11 protein-coding genes and 1 pseudogene are annotated in these 16,090 nt (G+C 73.4%); 6 read left to right on the top strand and 6 right to left on the bottom strand.

Annotated elements, in window-relative coordinates:
• Positions 1-2 precede the first annotated feature (2 nt).
• Complete coding sequence (locus ACH4E8_RS12040) at positions 3-320, bottom strand: immunity 53 family protein (protein WP_398446936.1); 318 nt, start codon at positions 318-320, stop codon at positions 3-5.
• Between the two features lie 562 nt (positions 321-882).
• Between ACH4E8_RS12040 and ACH4E8_RS12035 the strand changes: the two genes are divergently transcribed.
• Together ACH4E8_RS12035 and ACH4E8_RS12030 are read left to right on the top strand one after the other, a co-directional pair.
• Positions 883-2,247 carry a helix-turn-helix domain-containing protein gene (locus ACH4E8_RS12035; RefSeq protein ID WP_398446934.1) on the top strand — a complete coding sequence of 455 codons (1,365 nt, stop codon included), beginning with the start codon at positions 883-885 and terminating at the stop codon, positions 2,245-2,247.
• Positions 2,248-2,890: 643 nt separating this feature from the next.
• Positions 2,891-3,928, top strand: coding sequence for an EamA family transporter (locus ACH4E8_RS12030; RefSeq protein ID WP_398447305.1), 1,038 nt, complete (start codon positions 2,891-2,893; stop codon positions 3,926-3,928).
• Here ACH4E8_RS12030 and erm read toward each other — a convergent pair.
• The 3 genes and pseudogenes from erm to ACH4E8_RS12015 form a co-directional block, all read right to left on the bottom strand.
• Positions 3,903-4,652, bottom strand: a pseudogene (gene erm, locus ACH4E8_RS12025) (23S ribosomal RNA methyltransferase Erm); the annotation flags it as partial. The gene ACH4E8_RS12030 and the pseudogene erm overlap by 26 nt on opposite strands.
• Positions 4,653-4,999: 347 nt before the next feature.
• Positions 5,000-6,580 (bottom strand): amidohydrolase, encoded by a 1,581-nt coding sequence (locus ACH4E8_RS12020; RefSeq protein ID WP_398446932.1) that lies wholly within the window; start codon positions 6,578-6,580, stop codon positions 5,000-5,002.
• Positions 6,556-8,094, bottom strand: a complete 1,539-nt coding sequence (locus tag ACH4E8_RS12015; RefSeq protein ID WP_398446930.1) for an APC family permease — start codon at positions 8,092-8,094, stop codon at positions 6,556-6,558. Before ACH4E8_RS12015 ends, ACH4E8_RS12020 begins: the two co-directional genes overlap by 25 nt.
• A gap of 175 nt (positions 8,095-8,269) precedes the next feature.
• On the opposite strand from ACH4E8_RS12015, the gene ACH4E8_RS12010 reads away from it, so the two are divergent.
• The 3 genes from ACH4E8_RS12010 (at position 8,270) to ACH4E8_RS12000 (ending at position 11,436) form a co-directional block, all read left to right on the top strand.
• Positions 8,270-8,893 (top strand): TetR/AcrR family transcriptional regulator, encoded by a 624-nt coding sequence (locus ACH4E8_RS12010; RefSeq protein WP_398446928.1) that lies wholly within the window; start codon positions 8,270-8,272, stop codon positions 8,891-8,893.
• Positions 8,894-9,260: 367 nt separating this feature from the next.
• The gene (locus ACH4E8_RS12005) at positions 9,261-10,472 is read left to right on the top strand and encodes an NAD(P)/FAD-dependent oxidoreductase (protein ID WP_398446926.1); all 1,212 of its coding nucleotides are present in this window, start codon (positions 9,261-9,263) and stop codon (positions 10,470-10,472) included.
• Between the two features lie 10 nt (positions 10,473-10,482).
• Complete coding sequence (locus tag ACH4E8_RS12000; protein WP_398446924.1) at positions 10,483-11,436, top strand: sigma-70 family RNA polymerase sigma factor; 954 nt, start codon at positions 10,483-10,485, stop codon at positions 11,434-11,436.
• Between the two features lie 447 nt (positions 11,437-11,883).
• Here the strand turns inward: ACH4E8_RS12000 and ACH4E8_RS11995 are convergent, their stop codons facing one another.
• Entirely contained in the window at positions 11,884-14,895 is a 3,012-nt protein-coding gene (locus ACH4E8_RS11995) for a bifunctional [glutamine synthetase] adenylyltransferase/[glutamine synthetase]-adenylyl-L-tyrosine phosphorylase (RefSeq protein WP_398446922.1), read from the bottom strand.
• A gap of 339 nt (positions 14,896-15,234) precedes the next feature.
• On the opposite strand from ACH4E8_RS11995, the gene ACH4E8_RS11990 reads away from it, so the two are divergent.
• Positions 15,235-15,678 carry a VOC family protein gene (locus ACH4E8_RS11990; protein WP_398446920.1) on the top strand — a complete coding sequence of 148 codons (444 nt, stop codon included), beginning with the start codon at positions 15,235-15,237 and terminating at the stop codon, positions 15,676-15,678.
• 163 nt (positions 15,679-15,841) lie between these two features.
• Here the strand turns inward: ACH4E8_RS11990 and ACH4E8_RS11985 are convergent, their stop codons facing one another.
• Positions 15,842-16,039, bottom strand: a complete 198-nt coding sequence (locus tag ACH4E8_RS11985) for an antitoxin (protein ID WP_398446918.1) — start codon at positions 16,037-16,039, stop codon at positions 15,842-15,844.
• Positions 16,040-16,090: the final 51 nt, after the last annotated feature.

Below are 16,090 nucleotides of genomic sequence, written 5' to 3'. Positions count from 1 at the left end.
GATCAGAGCTCTTCCGCGACGTCCTCGGATGCCCAGGCCCGGAACAGTGAGAGTGCCTCGGTCAGATTGCCGGGCCCACAGACGACGTGAAACGTCTGCTCGGACGTCCACGCCGTCACCCAGTCGTGCTCGTCCCGGGTAACCCGCTGCCGGGGATGCTTCCGGTCAGCCAACTCCGTCTCCTCAAGATTGATCTTGACGATCCACCCCGGGTTGTCGAGCGTCTCGATCCTCACACCCCACTCGTGCTCCCAGTCGCCATCGCACTGCGACGCGTACCAGCTCTGCAACCACTCAAGGACGTGCTCGGATTCGGACATGGGCGCGATGCTAAGCGAACCGCACGGGGAGCAACGGACCCGGTGAACCTTCCCGGTCACGGCACTGGTTGGAGTCGATCGTTCAGGGCAGAACGACGCCCGATACAGCACCCGCGCGCTCGACGTCCGGCTGGCGCGAGCCAGACTGCGGCCGTACGCCTCAGCAGGTACGGCCAGCATGGCGATGTGCGCCCGCAACCGATCCCTCCGCTCCTCAACAGCGTCACTCGCCGGCCGGCTCAGGACCACCGCGCCCGCACGCTCGTTCCCGCGGGCCTTGTGCCCATGCCTCGTGCAGCAGGAGGACGATTCGGCACCGCCCGGGGCGCATCGGGGAAGGCCACCCACGGCATGTACGTCTACGTCATCCGTACGCCGGGGTCGCTCCAGCCAGACAGGTTCCATGCCCATCTCGGCGATGTGCCACGTGGCTTCCGCGCCCTTGCCCGCACTGACCACGACCGCGCTCCTTCCCACCGGTCAGCTCGTTGGACCAGTCAAGGTCAGGTCGGAAGGCGCGGTAACCACACGGTGCTGTCCCTCTCTTGGAGGTACACATGGTGTGGGTACGCTGTTCAGCCAGGGAGCGAGAATGCAGCGACCAGTGTCGCCGGCTGCACTGCCCGGCGCGCTGCGGAACGATCCGCGAGTCCGGGCGGCGCTGGCGCGGCGGGACGTCGGATCCGTCTTCGCGCTCGCCCACGACGAAAGCGGCCTCAGCTACAACAAGATCGCCGAAGCGTGCGACATCCGCCCCGAGCGCGTCAGCAAGATGGCGCGCGGAGACGGGACCGTCACGTCGCTCCCCGTTCTGGAGCGCATCTGCGACGGGCTCCAAATTCCGGGCGCCTACTTAGGCTTGGCGGCACGTCCATGGGAGACCGGGGCCCCACACCCCGCCCCCCATCTTGAAGAAGAAGAGGACCCAGTGAAGCGCCGCGACATCCTGCGTGGCGCGCTCGTGGCCGGACTGGCCGGTCCCGGGCTCGCCGCCGCACTCACGACCACCCGCACCGACATCGACGCAGCACTCGCCGCCACCGACCACACCACCGACCTCGACCGATGGCAGGCCACCGCCGAACGCTACGGCCACGGTTACCACGGCCAAGCACCCGTCGCCGTCCTCGGTGATCTGATCGCCGAGTTCGACGAGCTACGCCCCCTACTCGACCGCCCACAGACCGACCGAGACCGTGCCGCCCTCGCGCACGTCACGGCGCACATGGCCGGGATGGTCGCCATCGTCCTGCACGACCTCGGACACCATCGCGAGTCTCACGGGTGGAGCGCCACCGCAGCTCGTGCTGCCGAACGCTCTGGAGATCACCAGCTGCACGCATGGGTCCTAGCCAGGGAAGCCATGGTGCCGCTGAACTTCGGCGCGGCGCCGGCGGCGGCCAAGCTCGCGGACAAGGCTCGCAATCTCGCAGGCTCCGAGCCAAGCCCCGCGGGCGCGTTGGCGGCGGCCGTCGCCGCACGGGCGCACGCGGTCAGCGGCGACCGGGAACGCGCTCTCGCTGCGGTCGCGGACGTGGAGCGGGTCGCCGAGCAGCTGACTCCGCAGCAACGTACGGACACCTGGTTCGGCTACCCCACGCAGAAGCACCACGTGCACCTCTCCCAGGCCCTCACCCACCTCGGGGAGACCCGCCGGGCCTACGAAACTCAGGCGGCAGCGCTCACGCTCTCGCGGCCCCCGTCCGTGATGACGCGGGCGCTCATCACCATCGACGAAGCATCGTGTCGGGCCCAGGACGGCGAGCGTGAGGCTGCGGCGCACATCGCCTCCCAGGCGTTCGGCGAGCTGCCCGAGCCCTACCGGACCGGGCTCACTCGGACACGGGCGACTGCGCTGTACCGGACGCTGCCACGCGACACCCCCGGCCGCGACAGGCTCGCCGACGCACTGGCCATCCCTGGGTAGGAGCCGCCGTCGGTCGGGGCGGGGACGGGGCTTTCTGCGGCTTCGTGGTGTGCTGGGCGGGGATGGGCAGCGTGGGGAACGATGGCGAGGCTGTTCGAGCTTTCCGCGACGAGGGGTGGACGGGTGCGCCGTGCGCCTCATGGCTGCCTCTGGAGGTTCTTCGGTGATGACGACCACGGCGGTGCCTGATTCTCCTCACGCGGGCTCGGCCGGTAGTCATGCCCCCGCGTTCCAGCCAAATGGAACCCGCGTCACCCGCTGAAAGAACCCCAGGTCAGGAAGTGTCGGCCCCGCGCCAACGGGGGTGTTCCCCACCCGGCGCGGGCCGTTCCCGCAGGTCAGCAGGCGTCCCCGCACCCGCAGGGACGTTCAGCAGCCGAGCCGGTCGGGTGAAGCGCAGCGCACGACGCAGGGCAGGCCCCGCTTCGCCGCCGCTCGGAGGCTCGTCGGGTGGGCGAGTGGTTGGGGGCGCAGCATAGGGCCCCGCCGTAGCAGATCGCGCTGGTAATGGTTGAACTGCATATGGGCATTACCTCATCGTGGCTCCGGCCGGTCCCCCCGTCGTGCCGGCCGGAAGGGGGTGAGGTCGGTGCCTGGCGATCGTCGGAGCGGGTGGGTGCCCGTGGTGCTCGTGCTGGCGCAGATGGCCAGCCTTCAGCTTGGGGCGGCTGTTGCGAAGGGGGTGTACGGGCAGGTCGGGCCGGTGGCGATGGCGGGGGTGCGGCTGCTGGTTGCGGCCGTGGTGGTCTGCGCGGTCGTTCGGCCCCGGGTGCGGGGGTTGGACGGGGCGCAGTGGCGGGCCGTGATCGCGTTTGGGGCGGTCATCGCGCTGATGAACACCCTGTACTTCCAGGCGATCGCACACCTTCCGATCGGGGTGGCGTCCGCGGTGGAGCTGCTCGGGCCCCTGGCGCTGGCGGCTGCACTGTCGCGGCGGCCAAGGGATCTGGCCGTGGTCGCGGCGGCTACGGGTGGGGTGTTGCTGTTGGTGGCGCCTGGGGCTGATCTGGCGTGGGTGGGGCTGTTGTGGGGGGCGGGGGCGGCGGTGTGTCGGGGGGCGTACGTCGTGTTGAGTCATCGGGTGGGGCGGGAGTTTGACGATGCGACGGGGTTGGCGCTGGCCCTTGCCGTCGGGGCGGGTCTGTTGACGCCGGTGGCCGTTGCGGGTGGGGCGCATCAGGTGGTGGCGCATCCGCAGGTGTTGGCGGTCGGGGTGCTCGTCGCGGTGTTGTCGTCGGTGGTGCCGTACGCGTTGGACCTGGTGGTGCTGCGGCGGGTGGGCGTGCGGACGTTCGGGGTGTTGCTGGCGCTGAGCCCGGCCGTGGGTGCGGTGGTGGGTGCGCTGATGCTCGGTGAGGTGCTCGGCGGGCGGGAGGCGGCGGCCGTGCTGCTGATCGTGGTGGCGAGTGCTGCGGCTGCCAGGGCTGCCACGGCACGACCGGCCGCCGCCCCCGCCCCCGATGGGGACGGGAGCGGGGACCGCTGTCCGTACTGTTGGGCGCCCGGCGGCGGGGGCGGCTGGGTGCTGCGGTCCGCACACCGTACGTCCGAGGGCGTGGTGGAGTACTGTTCCGCGCCCTGCGGCTGCGTGGTGGTGCTGCGCGAGGGCGAGTTGGCCGGGCGGGTCAGCGACGCTGGAGGGCGTGGCGGGCGTGGAGGTCGGCCCACTCCTCGGCGGTGAGTTGCTTCGGCAGTGCAGTGGCGGGGATCCGGTGCGCACGCAGCCACTCCTGGACCTGACGCCGCGGGAGTTCGGGGGCGGCGCGGGTGACGATCTGCGCCAGGCCGCGGCCCTTCCCGGTGAAGACGCGGGCGACCAGGTCCTGGTAGTCCTGCCGGTCCGCCGCGCGCACCAGCGGGCGGGGGCGGCGGGCGACGGTGAGCAGGCCGCCGTCGACGTTCGGCCGGGGGCGGAACGCGGCGGCGGGGACCCGGCGTTCGAGGCGGAAGGCGTACCAGGGCCACCACTGGGCCGTCATCATGGTGGCGCCGCCGACGCCGGCGCGGCGGCGGGCGACCTCCCACTGCACCAGCAGCACGGCGTCGGTCCAGCCGGCGGAGCGCAGGATGCGGCGGAGCATGGTCGTCGTCTCGTGGAAGGGCAGGTTGCCGACGAGCACGTGCGGGGTCGTCGGGGTCCGGTAGCGCAGGAAGTCCGCCGTCACGATCGTGGTGGAGCGGTCCGTTCGGCCGCGCAGCTTCGCGGCGCGCCGGCCGTCGATCTCGATCCCGGTGAGGTCGCGGCCGAGGCGCTGGAGCGGCAGCGTCAGGGCGCCGTCGCCGGTGCCGATCTCGATGATGGGGCCGTGGGTGCGTTCCACGAGTTCGGTGAAGGCGTCGATGGTGTGCCGGTCGACGAGGAAGTTCTGGCCGAGTTCATGCCGACCGGGGTGGTGCGAGTGCAAGGAGGTGTCTCCGCGGCTTCGAAGTGAGCCGGGCAGCACAGATGGGCCGCTCGGCGCGTACGCACGAGAGCGGCGGGGGTCCCGAAGGAGGGAGGGAGGCCGCCGCTAGGAGCGGCGGGTCCGCGTCGCGGCGGAAGAGGCTGCTGCTACACCACACATGTCACGGGACGTTACCGGGCAGCGTTGGCACCGCCCAAATGATTTTCCGATGGCCGTGGGAGACGGCCGGGAGGGGCTGCCGTGGGAAGGCGACCGCGGGCCGGCTGCCGCGGGAGGGAAGGCCGGAGCCGCCCGCCGGGGGATTGCGGGCGGCTCCGGGGTCCAGGGGCGCCGGACGGGCGCCGGGGTCACCCTCGGTGGGTGATGCGGCCCGCGGTGACGGTCAACGGCACCGGGGCTTCGGCGAGTTCGTCCGCGGTGGCCGTCACCGGGTCCACGCCCAGCGCGGTCAGGTCCGCGCGCAGGCCCACCGCGATCCGGCCCGCCGCGTCCTGCTCGCCGGCGGCGAGCGCGGCGTGCGTGGTGCAGCCCTCCAGCGCCATCAGGCCGGTCAGGCCGGCGCGGGCGCCCGCCGCGCCCCGCGGGGCCAGGGCCGTGGCGAGGACCTGGCGCACGTCGTAGTGGGCGATGGGCCAGTCGGAGCCGAGGGCGAGCGTGGCGCCGGCGTCGCGCAGGTCGCGGTAGCGCCAGGCGCGGGAGGCCCGTTCGTCGCCGAGTCGCTTGGACCACTCGTCGGTGTGGTCGGCGCGGGTGTACGCGGCGTGGGGCGGCTGCATGGACGCCGCGACGCCGAGTCGGGCGAACCGGGGGATCTGGTCGTCCGGCACGGTCTCGATGTGCTCGATGCGGTGCACCGGGGCGCCTGCGCCGCGCGGGCCCAGCGCTTCGACGGTGTCCAGCACGTGGCGCACCGCGGCGTCGCCGATGGCGTGGGTGGCGGTCGCCACGCCCGCCTCGTGCAGCCGGCGGACGGCGGCGCTGTACGCGACGGGGTCGGGCCAGAAGGCGTCGGTGCCCTGGCCGTGGCAGTCGGCGTGCTCCAGCCAGGCCGTACCGCCTTCGACGGTGCCGTCCATGAAGAACTTCACGCCGCCGACGCGCCAGTCCCGGCCGTGCTCGCGCTGGAGCGCGATCAGCTCCGCCAACTCCCCCTCCCCCGCGCCGGGCATGCACCAGGGCGCGAGTCGCAGCCGTACGGGCAGGTCGGCGGAGTCCTCGACGGCGGCGAGCAGCTTCAGCGCGTCGCCGCCGAGGTCCATCACGTGGGCCGTGGTGAGTCCGGTCGCGGCCATCTGCGCCAGCAGGTCGAGCAGCCGGGCGCCGCGTTCGGCGGCGGGGGCGCGCGGAATGACCTGCGCGACGAGGTCCATGGCGGCGTGCTCGACGAGGTGGCCGGTCGGGCGGCCGGCCGCGTCGCACACCACGCTGGCCCGCTGGGCGAAGGTGCGCGGCCCGTCGACGCCCGCGGCCCGTAGCGCCGCGGCGCTGACCAGGGCGGAGTGGCCGTCGTAGAGCCGGATGAAGGCGGGGGCGCCGGACAGGACGTCTTCGACGAGGTCGTGGTGGATGTCGCGGCCGCCGAAGGCGTTGTGGTCCAGCCCCCAGGCCAGCACCCAGCCGTCGCGCCGCTCGGCGTCGCGCAGCGCGACCCGTAGGCCGTCCAGGTCCGTGACGGCCGTGAGGTCCGCGCCCGCCGCCAGGTCCAGGCCCCACACGGGGTGGCTGTGGGCATCGGTGAGCCCCGGTACGAGGGTGGCTCCGGCGAGGTCGACCGTCTCGGTGCCGGGGCCGCGCCAGTCCCGTACGTCCGCGTCGTCGCCGACGGCCGCGATCCGGCCGTCGGCGACGGCCACGGCGGTGGCGTGCGGCCGGGCGGGGTCGAGGGTGCGGACCGCGGCCCCGGTCAGGACGATGTCAGCTGCTGGCACGGCGGGTTGCCTTCCTTGTCGGTGGGGTGTTCGGAGTCGCGCGGCCGGGTGACCGCGACGTCACCGGCCTCGACCGGCTCCGCGGCGAATCCCTCGTACACCTCGGGCCGGCGCCGCTTGAGCCAGAGCGCCAGCAGGACGCCGACGGCGAACACGGTTGGGACGAGCGCCAGGAGCACGGTGTTGACCAGGGTGGACGCCCCGGTGAAGAGGTGGACCTTGGTCGCGATCAGATAGATCGCCACGGCGAGCAGCACCGCGGCCGTCACCGGTGCGACGACGGTCCGCAGCGCGCCCTCGTCGTGCCGTACCCGCCGGAAGTAGCACGGCACCGCGATCGCGGCGAGCAGCATCAAGGCCATCAGGCCGACCATGCCCGGGGTGTTCACCCAGAGCAGGAGTTGGGTGTACGGGTCGGCGCCGGCCGCGGCGAAGCCGAGCACGACGACCGCGCCGAGCGCGCTCTGGGCGATGCCGGCGACGTACGGGGAGCGGTGGCGCGGGTGGGTGCGGCCGAAGACCTTCGGCAGCACGCCCTCCTCGGAGAGCGCGAGGGCGTAGCGGTTGATCGCGTTGTGGAAGGCGAGCAGCGAGGCGACGATGCTGGTCACGATGAAGACGTGCATCAGGTCGGCGGCCCAGCTCCCGACGTAAGTGGTGATCGCGGCGAAGAACAGCCCGCCGGGGTCGTCGGTGGCGGCGCGGACGACCTCGTCGTTGCCGAACGCCTGGATGACGGTCCACACGATGAACGCGTAGAAGATCCCGAGGAACGCGACGGCGGCGTACGTGGCGCGCGGGACGGTGCGGGCCGGGTCGCGGGCCTCGCGCCGGTAGATCACGGTCGACTCGAAGCCGGTGAACGCGGCGAAGGCGAAGGCGAGCACCGCGGCGGTGCCGGGGACGAGGACGTTGGACGGCGCGAAGGACGCGAGGTCCAGGCCGTTCGCCCCGCCGTCGATCAGCACGCCGGCGGCGAGCAGCAGCAGTATCCCGGTCTCGGCGACGAGCAGGACGCCGAGGACCTTGGCTCCGAAGTCGATGGAGCGGTAGCCGCCGTACCAGATGAGCAGGATGCCGGCGAGGGAGACCGGCAGCCAGGGGACGTCGAGGCCCCACAGGGCCGCGCCGGTGTCGGCGGTGGCCGAGCCGAGGAGCCCGAAGATGCCGATCTCCATGCCGTTGTAGCCGATCAGCGCCAGCAGGGCGGCGCCGATGCCGGCGACCGGGCCGAGGCCGCGGGTGATGTACGCGTAGAAGGCGCCGCCGCTGCGGACGTGGCGGCTCATCGTCGTGAAGCCGACGGAGAAGATCGCCAGGGTGATGCCGGCGATGAGGTAGCCGGCCGGGGCGCCGAGGCCGCCGAGCGTGAGGGCGATGGGTGCGACGCCCGCCATCACGGTGAGCGGGGCCGCGGCGGAGACGACGAAGAAGGCGATGTCGGTGGTGCCGAGGGTGCCCCTTCTCAGCCCTGGGCTCGGCCCGGGACTCAGCCCTGGAGAGGTTTCTGACATGCGGGTGGAGCCTTCCTGGCGAGGGGTGGAGGCGGGTGAACCGGACCTGCGGAAGCCCTTTCGCGACGGCGTACGGAACCGAACGGAAACCTGAACCAAAACCTAACGGCATTCGGTTTTCCGCAATGTAGCCTCCGACGGAGGATCCGGGAAGACGTGCAGGGGGATCGGACGAATGGGACGGCCGCGGACACCGCTGATAGATCGCGAGCGCATCGCCACGGCCGCGCTGGAACTGGTCGACGAGCGGGGCGATTTCACGCTGGCGCAGGTCGCCGGGCGACTGGGGGTGCAGACGGCGTCGCTGTACCACCACGTGGACGGGCGGGACGGGATCGTCGAGCTGCTGCGGGAACGGGTCTGCGCGGCGATCGACGCGGACGCGCTGGCGGCGCCCGCGTGGGACGACGCGCTGGCGGGCTGGGCCCGCTCGTACCGCGCGGCGTTCGCGGCGCACCCGCGGGCGATCCCGCTGCTGATGGCCGCCCCGGTGCGGGCGCCGCGGGTCCTTGAGCACTACGAGCGGGCGGTGCGGGTGCTGCTGGACGCGGGGTTCGCCGTCGACGACGTGATGAAGGTGATCATCGCGTTGGAGAACCTGATCCTGGGCTCGGCGCTCGACATGGCGGCGCCGGAGCCGATGTGGGTGCTGCCGGACGAGTCGGCGACGCCGTGGCTGGCGCGGGCGCTGTCGGGGCCGGCGGGGGCGCGCGCGAACACGGCGTTCGAGCTGGCGCTGACGGGGTGCTTGTCGCACGTCGCGTCGCTACGGGTGGCTTCGCCGGGCGGGAATGTGTGAGGTTGCGCGGGGCGGGGCGGACGGGTTCGCCGTTTACCTGCGGGCGGGACGGCCTCTGCGGCTCGACGGAGGGTTGCCCGACCAGTTCCGCCCCCTGCGCCCGGAGGGCGTGGTGGTGCCCGCTGCGCCCCTGACGCCCTCGCCGTGGAACTGCGGGCTCGCTGGTCTCCGCGGACCGCAGGTGGTTGCTCGCGCAGTTCCCCGCACCCCTTGAGCCCTGCGGGCGTGGACTGGGATCCGGCATCGATGCGCGACGTGCGTCACGAACAGCCAAGGGTGTGAGCCGGAACACAGTCGGTCGCTGTCAGGGATCGGGGAGTCGTTTCGCTCAAGTCGGTGGAAGCACACCAATCGACGGGAGCAGCACATGAAGCACCGCATCGTCGTTCTCGGGGCCGGTTATGCCGGGGTCCATGTCGCCGCGAACGTGGCGCGACGGATGGTGTCGGCGGACGTCGGGATCACCGTGGTCAATGCGGAGCCGGACTTCGTCCAGCGGCTGCGGTTGCACCAGCTCGCGGCCGGTCAGGACGTCGAGGCTCCACGGCTCGCCGAGGTCTTCGCGGGCACGGGGGTGCGGCTGCGGCTGGCCCGCGTGACCGCGATCGACCCGGAGGCCGGGGTGGTCGCCGTCGCCGATGCCGGGGGCGGGGGCGGGGGTGAGATCGGGTACGACACGCTCGTCTACGCGCTCGGCAGCCGCGGCGCCGACCGCGGCGTCCCCGGCGCGGCCGAGTACGCCTTCGACGTCGCCGGTCGGCCCGCCGCGCTGCGGCTGCGCGAGCGGCTGGACGGCGTGGGCGACGGCGGGCGGGTGGTGGTCGTGGGCGACGGGCTGACCGGCATCGAGACCGCCACCGAGATCGCCGAGTCCCGGCCCGGGCTGTCGGTGGCGCTGGTCGCCCGCGGCGAGTTGGGTGCACCGCTCTCCCCCGGGGCCCGCGGCCATCTGCGCCGCGCCTGCGAACGGCTGGGCGTCGACGTCCGGGAGCGCACCGAGGTCGAAGCCGTCGAAGCGGCACGGGTGTTGTGCACCGGCGGCACCGCCCTCGCCTCCGACGCGACCGTGTGGACGGCCGGGTTCGCCGTCGACCCCATCGCCGCCGCCGGTGGGCTGGACGTCACCGAGCACGGTCGGATCGTCGTCGACCGCACCATGCGGTCGCGCTCGCACCCGAACGTGTACGCCGCCGGCGACAGCGTCCACGCCGTCCGTGACAACGGCCGCCCGCTGCCGATGTCCTGCGCGTCCGCCGGCGAAACCGGCCGGCAGGCCACGGCCGCGATCTTGGGACGCCTGACCGGCCGGGAGGTCCCGCACACCAGGCTGACCTACGTGGGCAACCACATCAGCCTCGGACGGCGGGACGGGATCCTGCAGTTCGTCGACGCGGAGGGGCGGGCGAAGCCGACGTACGTGGGCGGGCGGAAGGCCGCGCGGATCAAGTCGGGCATCCTCAACATGTCGCTGTGGGCCACCCGGCACCCGACCTTCGGCCTGCCCCACCGCAGGCGCCGCCCGACCCCCGTGCCGGACGTGTCCGCCGGCCGGGAAGACGGTCGTGTCGCCGCCTCCTAGGGTGGTCCGTGTGGACGGCACCGCCCCGGACCGCTTCGACGCCGGCAGGTTCGAAGCCAGTCGCCACCGGCTGGCCTCGCTGGCGTACCGGCTGTTGGGGTCCGCAACCGACGCCGAAGACGCCGTGCAGGACGCGTTCCTGCGCTGGCAGGCCGCCGACCGGCAGCGCATCGCGGTCCCGGAGGCGTGGCTGACGAAGGTCGTCGCCAACCTGTGCCTGGACCGGCTCCGCTCGGCGCACGCCCGCCGCGAACGCTCCGTCGGCGCCTGGCTGCCCGAACCGCTGCTCGACGGCGACCCGATGCTCGGGCCCGCCGACACCTTCGAGCAGCGGGAGTCCGTCTCCCTGGCGGTGCTGACCCTGCTGGAACGGCTGCCCCCCGTCGAACGGGCCGTCTACGTGCTGCGCGAAGCGTTCTGCCACGGCCACGCCGAGATCGCCGAGATCCTCGGCATCAGCGAGGCGGCGAGCCAGCAGCACCTGCACCGGGCCCGGCGCCGGGTGTCCGCCGCGCGGCGCGGCGGCGACGGAGTCGACGCGGCGTCGGCCCGCAGGATCGTCGAGGAGTTCCTCGCCGCCGCGGCCTCGGGTCGCACAGAGCGGCTGGTGGCGCTGCTCACCGACGACGCGACGGCGATCTCCGACGGCGCGGGCCTGACGAAGACGCTCATCCGGTTCGACACGGCGGAGCGCGTGGCTGCGGTGGCGCGGGCCGGGTTCAAACCCACCGCCGCGAAGCGGCGGCTCGTCGGCGGCGCGTACTCCGTCCACTACGCGCGCGCGAACGGCGCCCCCGCGATCCTGTTCGTCCTCGGCGACGGGGTGATCGGCGCGGTTACCTTCGACCTCGCCGACGGCAAGATCTCCACGGTCCGCGGCATCGCCACCCCTGCGCGTCTGGTCCGCCTCACCGCGATGTGGCAGCGCCTGGAACCGGGTCCCCCGCTCGCCACCCACGAGTAGGGGACGCGCGACCTTCCCTACGCCCAGGGGCACGCGGTTGCCCTGACGGACGCGGTCTCGCCGTGCGGCGCGCTCTGTTACGACGCCTGCGGCCCGGTGGTGGGCCGGTCGCGCAGCTCCGCCCCCTCGACCCCAGAGGGACTGGGCCCCCAACGCCCCTGGATTGCCCCTGCCCCCAGCGGACACACGGACGGCCCACCGCCACGTAGACACAACCGCCATGACCCGCCGGGCACGCTGGTCCCTGCGGCCCGGTGGTGGGCCGGTCGCGCAGTTCCCCGCGCCCCTGTTTCGCTTCCCCCGCCGGTTGTCTGCGGGCCGTGCACGGGATTGCCCCTAAGCCCGCAGGGCGTGGGCAATGAGGGGCGCTGGGGTCCCCCGTGCCTGCTGTGCGTCGTCGGCGGGGCGCGGAAGCAAGCACGCCCGCCGTTCCGCTGGGGCGGCCCGCTACGTCGCGTCGTAGAAGCGGGCCTCCACGACGGCTCGGGCGCGGCGCGTCACGCGGCGGTAGTCGTCGAGCATGTCGCCGACGTGACCCGGGCCGTAGCCCAAGTACCGGCCCACCGCCGCCAACTCGCGGCCCGCCGCGGGGAAGGTGTCGCTCGGGCGGCCGCGTACCAGCATCACCGCGTTGCGGACGCGGGAGGCGAGGACCCACGCCTCGTCGAGGATCTGCGCGTCCTCCGTGGAGATCAGCCCCGCGGCGTGGGCCGCCGACAGGGCCTCGCGGGTGCGGGTGGTGCGGAGGCCGGGCTCGGCCCAGCCGTGGCGCATTTGGAGGAGTTGGACGGTCCACTCGACGTCGCTCAGCCCGCCGCGGCCCAGCTTGGTGTGGAGCGTCGGGTCCGCGCCGCGCGGCAGGCGTTCGGACTCCATCCGGGCCTTGAGGCGGCGGATCTCGCGGACCGCGTCCTCGCCCAGCCCCTCCGCCGGGTAGCGCAGGGGGTCGACGAGTTCCATGAAGCGCGCACCCAGGTCCGCGTCGCCGGCCATGGGCTGGGCGCGCAGCAGGGCCTGGCTCTCCCACACCAGGGACCAGCGGCGGTAGTACGCGCCGTAGGACGCGAGGGTGCGCACCAGGGGGCCGTTCTTGCCCTCGGGCCGCAGGTCGACGTCGATGAGCAGCGGCGGGTCGGCGGTGGGCACTTGGAGCAGCCGGCGCATCTCCGCCACGACCTTGTTCGCGGCCCGCGCCGCTTCCTGGTCGTCGACGCCCTCGCGGGGCTCGTGGACGAAGAGGACGTCGGCGTCGGAGCCGTAGGACAGCTCGTGGCCGCCGAAGCGGCCCATGCCGATGACCGCGAAGCGGGTGGGGAGTTGGTCGCCCCACCCTTCGCGCACCACGGCGCGCAGGGCGCCGGCGAGCGTGGCGGCGTTGAGGTCGGTGAGGGCGGTGCCGACCTGGTCGACGAGGGCGCCGGCGTCGGCTTCCGCGGGGCTCTCCTCGGTGCCGTACGTGCCGATCAGATCGGCCGCCGCGGTGCGGAACAGTTCGCGCCGGCGCACTCCGCGGGCCGCGGCGACCGCGGCTTCCGCGGTGTCGGCGCGGCCGACCGCGGCCAGCACCTCCGGCTCCAGGTGTCCTCGGGTGCGCGGCCTGAGCCCGCTGGGGTCGCCGAGGATCGCGACGGCTTCGGGGGCGCGCAGCAGCAGGTCGGGGGCGAGGCGCCCGGCGGACAGCACCCGGGCCAGGTTCTCCGCCGCTGCGCCCTCGTCCCGTAGCAGCCGCAGGTACCAGGGCGTCTTGCCGAGGGCGTCGGAGACCTTGCGGAAGCCGAGGAGTCCGGCGTCGGGGTCGGCGGAGTCGGCGAACCAGCCGAGCAGCACGGGCAGCAGGGTCCGTTGGATCGCGGCCTTGCGGGTGACGCCGGACGCCAGCGCCTCCAGGTGCCGCAGGGCGGCGGCCGGGTCCGCGTAGCCGAGGGCCTCCAGCCGCTGGCCGGCGGCCTTGGTGCTCAGCCGGGTCTCGCCGGGCGCGAGTTGGGCGACGGCGTCGAGCAGCGGCCGGTAGAAGAGCTTCTCGTGCAGTCGGCGCACCACGGCGGCGTGCCGGCGCCACTCGCGGTTGAGTTCGGCGACGGGGTCGGTGCGAAAGCCCAGGGAGCGGCCGAGCCGGCGCAGGTCGTCCTGGTCCTCGGGGACGAGGTGGGTGCGGCGCAGCCGGTGGAGCTGGATGCGGTGCTCCATGGCGCGCAGGAAGCGGTACGCGTCGTCGAGTTGGGCGGCGTCCACGCGTCCCACGTATCCGCCGGCGGCGAGCGCCTGGAGGGCGACGAGGGTGCTGCCGCTGTGCAGGGTGGCGTCGCTGCGGCCGTGCACCAGTTGCAGGAGCTGTACGGCGAACTCGACGTCGCGCAGCCCGCCGGGGCCCAGCTTCAGCTCGCGGTCGACCTCGGCCACCGGGATGTTGTCGACGACGCGACGGCGCATCTTCTGCACGTCGGTGACGAAGTTCTCCCGCTCGGCGGCCTGCCACACCATCGGGGAGACGGCCTCGATGTACTCCTCCCCGAGGAGCAGGTCGCCGGCGACCGCCCGCGCCTTGAGGAGCGCTTGGAACTCCCAGGTCTTGGCCCAGCGCTGGTAGTACGCGAGATGGCTGCTCAGGGTCCGCACCAGGGGGCCGTTGCGCCCTTCGGGGCGGAGGTTGGCGTCGACGGGCCAGATGGTGCCCTCGACGGTGGTCTCCGAGCAGATCCGCATCAGGTGGGAGGCGAGGCGGGTGGCGGCGCGCAGCCCGGCGTTCTCGTCGGCGTCGCCGGCCGGTTCGCCGACGAAGACGACGTCGACGTCGGAGACGTAGTTGAGCTCCTGGCCGCCGCACTTGCCGAGGGCGATGACGGCGAGGCGGCAGTGGGCGGCGTCCTCGGGGGCGTGGGCGCGGGCGATGGCGAGCGCGGCGCGCAGGGTGGCGGTGGCGAGGTCGGCGAGTTCCGCCGCGGTCTGGGCGACGTCGGTGGTGCCGCAGACGTCGCGGGCGGCGATGGCGAGCAGACAGCGCCGGTAGGAGACGCGCAGCGAGACGGGGTCGGTGGCGTCGGCGAGGCAGCGCTCGAACTCCTCGACGCCCGGGTGCAGGTCGGTCGACTCGTACGTGGCGAGGGCCCGCCAGTCCCCGGGGTGGCGGGCCAGGTGGTCGCCGAGCGCCTCGGAGCTGCCGAGGACGCCCAGCAGCCGGTCGCGCAGCGGCTTCGCGGTGACGAGGGTGTCGAGCAGGACCCGGTCGGTCCGCTCGCCGTCGCCGTCGCGGGCCGGTTGGGCCTCCACCAGGCGGACGAGCGAGCGCAGGGCGAGATCGGGGTCGGCGGTGGCGCCGAGGGCGTCGAGGAGGAGCGGATCGTCGCGTACGGACGCCATCTCGTCGAGGTCGAGCAGTCGCTCCGCCGCTCCCGGGTCCGTGAAGCCGTGCCGGAGCAGGCGGGTGAAGGTGCTGCTTCTGCGTCCCGGCGCCGCCGTCATCCCCGTGCTCCCGTCCCACGATCAACGTCCGGCGTCGAGCCTAGCCAAAGAGGCGGGCGGCGCTCACCCGGCGTGCGCCGCCCCGTCGTGGTCACGACGGGTTTCCGCCGCTGCGGTGGGGGCCGCGGCGGCGGCGTTCGGCATTCCCGGGTGATGGGACTGGACTCAAAAATCGAACACGTGAATGAATACGGGTCGTCCACGGCCGGGTTGGGGAGCGCGCGGCGGTCAACTCGACGCGGGACGGCTCCCCGGCCGGCCACCGGGCGACGGCGCGGCGCCCCTGGCCCCGCGCCCACGACGGCCGGTTGTGCATCACTCGAACGAAGGGATCCACCGATGGCACCGACGGAACTGACACTTGAGTTGGTCCACGTCCCCGTCTCCGACATCGACCGGGCCAAGCGGTTCTACGAGGAGGGGTGCGGCTTCACGGTCGACCTCGACATGGAGCCGGCGCCCGGCATCCGCATGGTCCAGCTCACCCCGCCGGGGTCCCGCTGCTCCATCGCGCTGACGTCGAGCGTCTTCCCCCGACCGAACGGCCAGCCGGCGCCGGAGCCCGGCAGTGTGCACGGGCTCCAGTTGTGCACCACGGACATCGCCGCCACCCGCGCCGCGCTGGTGGCCGGCGGGGTGGACGCGAGCGAGGTCATGCACACCGGGGAGAACGGCTGGGTCGAGGGCCCGGGCCGCGAGTGGAACTCGTTCGTCTTCTTCCGGGACCCCGACGGCAACAGTTGGGCCGTGCAGGAGGCGCCGACACCGCTCGCGGAGCGCTGACCGAGGGCGGGGGGACGGGGAACTGGGGACGGCCCGGGCCGGGAGTGGCTCTCCCCCGGCCCGGGCCGCCTCGCGCGCCGTCGCGCGGTCCGATGCCGACGGCGCGGCGCCCGTCTCGCTCAGTAGCCGTCCACCGCGCTCGACGCGGCGCGGCCCTGCGGGCTCAGGTCTGCGGCGGCTGGTCGCCCGGCTGGTTCCCCGTGCCGTACTGCCCCTTCAGCTTGTCCTGCGCCTGGTCGACCTGGCCGCTGTACTTGCCCTGCGTCTTGGCGTCGACGGCGTCTCCCGCCTTGTCGACGCCCTTGTCGGCCTGGGCCTCGTGGCCCTTCAGCATCTGCTTGAGCTTGTCCATGACGGACATGGGGTCACCCTTTCGCCACATTGCTCCCCCGCATCTCCAGGGTCACCGCAG

Origin of the sequence: Streptomyces sp. NPDC017979, from assembly GCF_044328175.1 — a bacterium.
GTDB lineage: Bacteria > Actinomycetota > Actinomycetes > Streptomycetales > Streptomycetaceae > Streptomyces.
The sequence above is the reverse complement of the archived record's forward strand: the minus strand, read 5'-3'. Positions and strand labels throughout refer to the sequence as shown.

Bases quoted from the DNA above. Each gene is read 5' to 3' on its own strand.
- ACH4E8_RS12040 (WP_398446936.1), bottom strand. From the start codon at position 320: ATGTCCGAATCCGAGCACGTCCTTGAGTGGTTGCAGAGCTGGTACGCG.
- ACH4E8_RS12030 (WP_398447305.1), top strand. From the start codon at position 2,891: ATGGCCAGCCTTCAGCTTGGGGCGGCTGTTGCGAAGGGGGTGTACGGG.
- ACH4E8_RS12015 (WP_398446930.1), bottom strand. From the start codon at position 8,094: ATGTCAGAAACCTCTCCAGGGCTGAGTCCCGGGCCGAGCCCAGGGCTG.
- ACH4E8_RS12010 (WP_398446928.1), top strand. From the start codon at position 8,270: ATGGGACGGCCGCGGACACCGCTGATAGATCGCGAGCGCATCGCCACG.
- ACH4E8_RS12005 (WP_398446926.1), top strand. From the start codon at position 9,261: ATGAAGCACCGCATCGTCGTTCTCGGGGCCGGTTATGCCGGGGTCCAT.
- ACH4E8_RS11995 (WP_398446922.1), bottom strand. From the start codon at position 14,895: ATGACGGCGGCGCCGGGACGCAGAAGCAGCACCTTCACCCGCCTGCTC.
- ACH4E8_RS11990 (WP_398446920.1), top strand. From the start codon at position 15,235: ATGGCACCGACGGAACTGACACTTGAGTTGGTCCACGTCCCCGTCTCC.
- ACH4E8_RS11985 (WP_398446918.1), bottom strand. From the start codon at position 16,039: ATGTCCGTCATGGACAAGCTCAAGCAGATGCTGAAGGGCCACGAGGCC.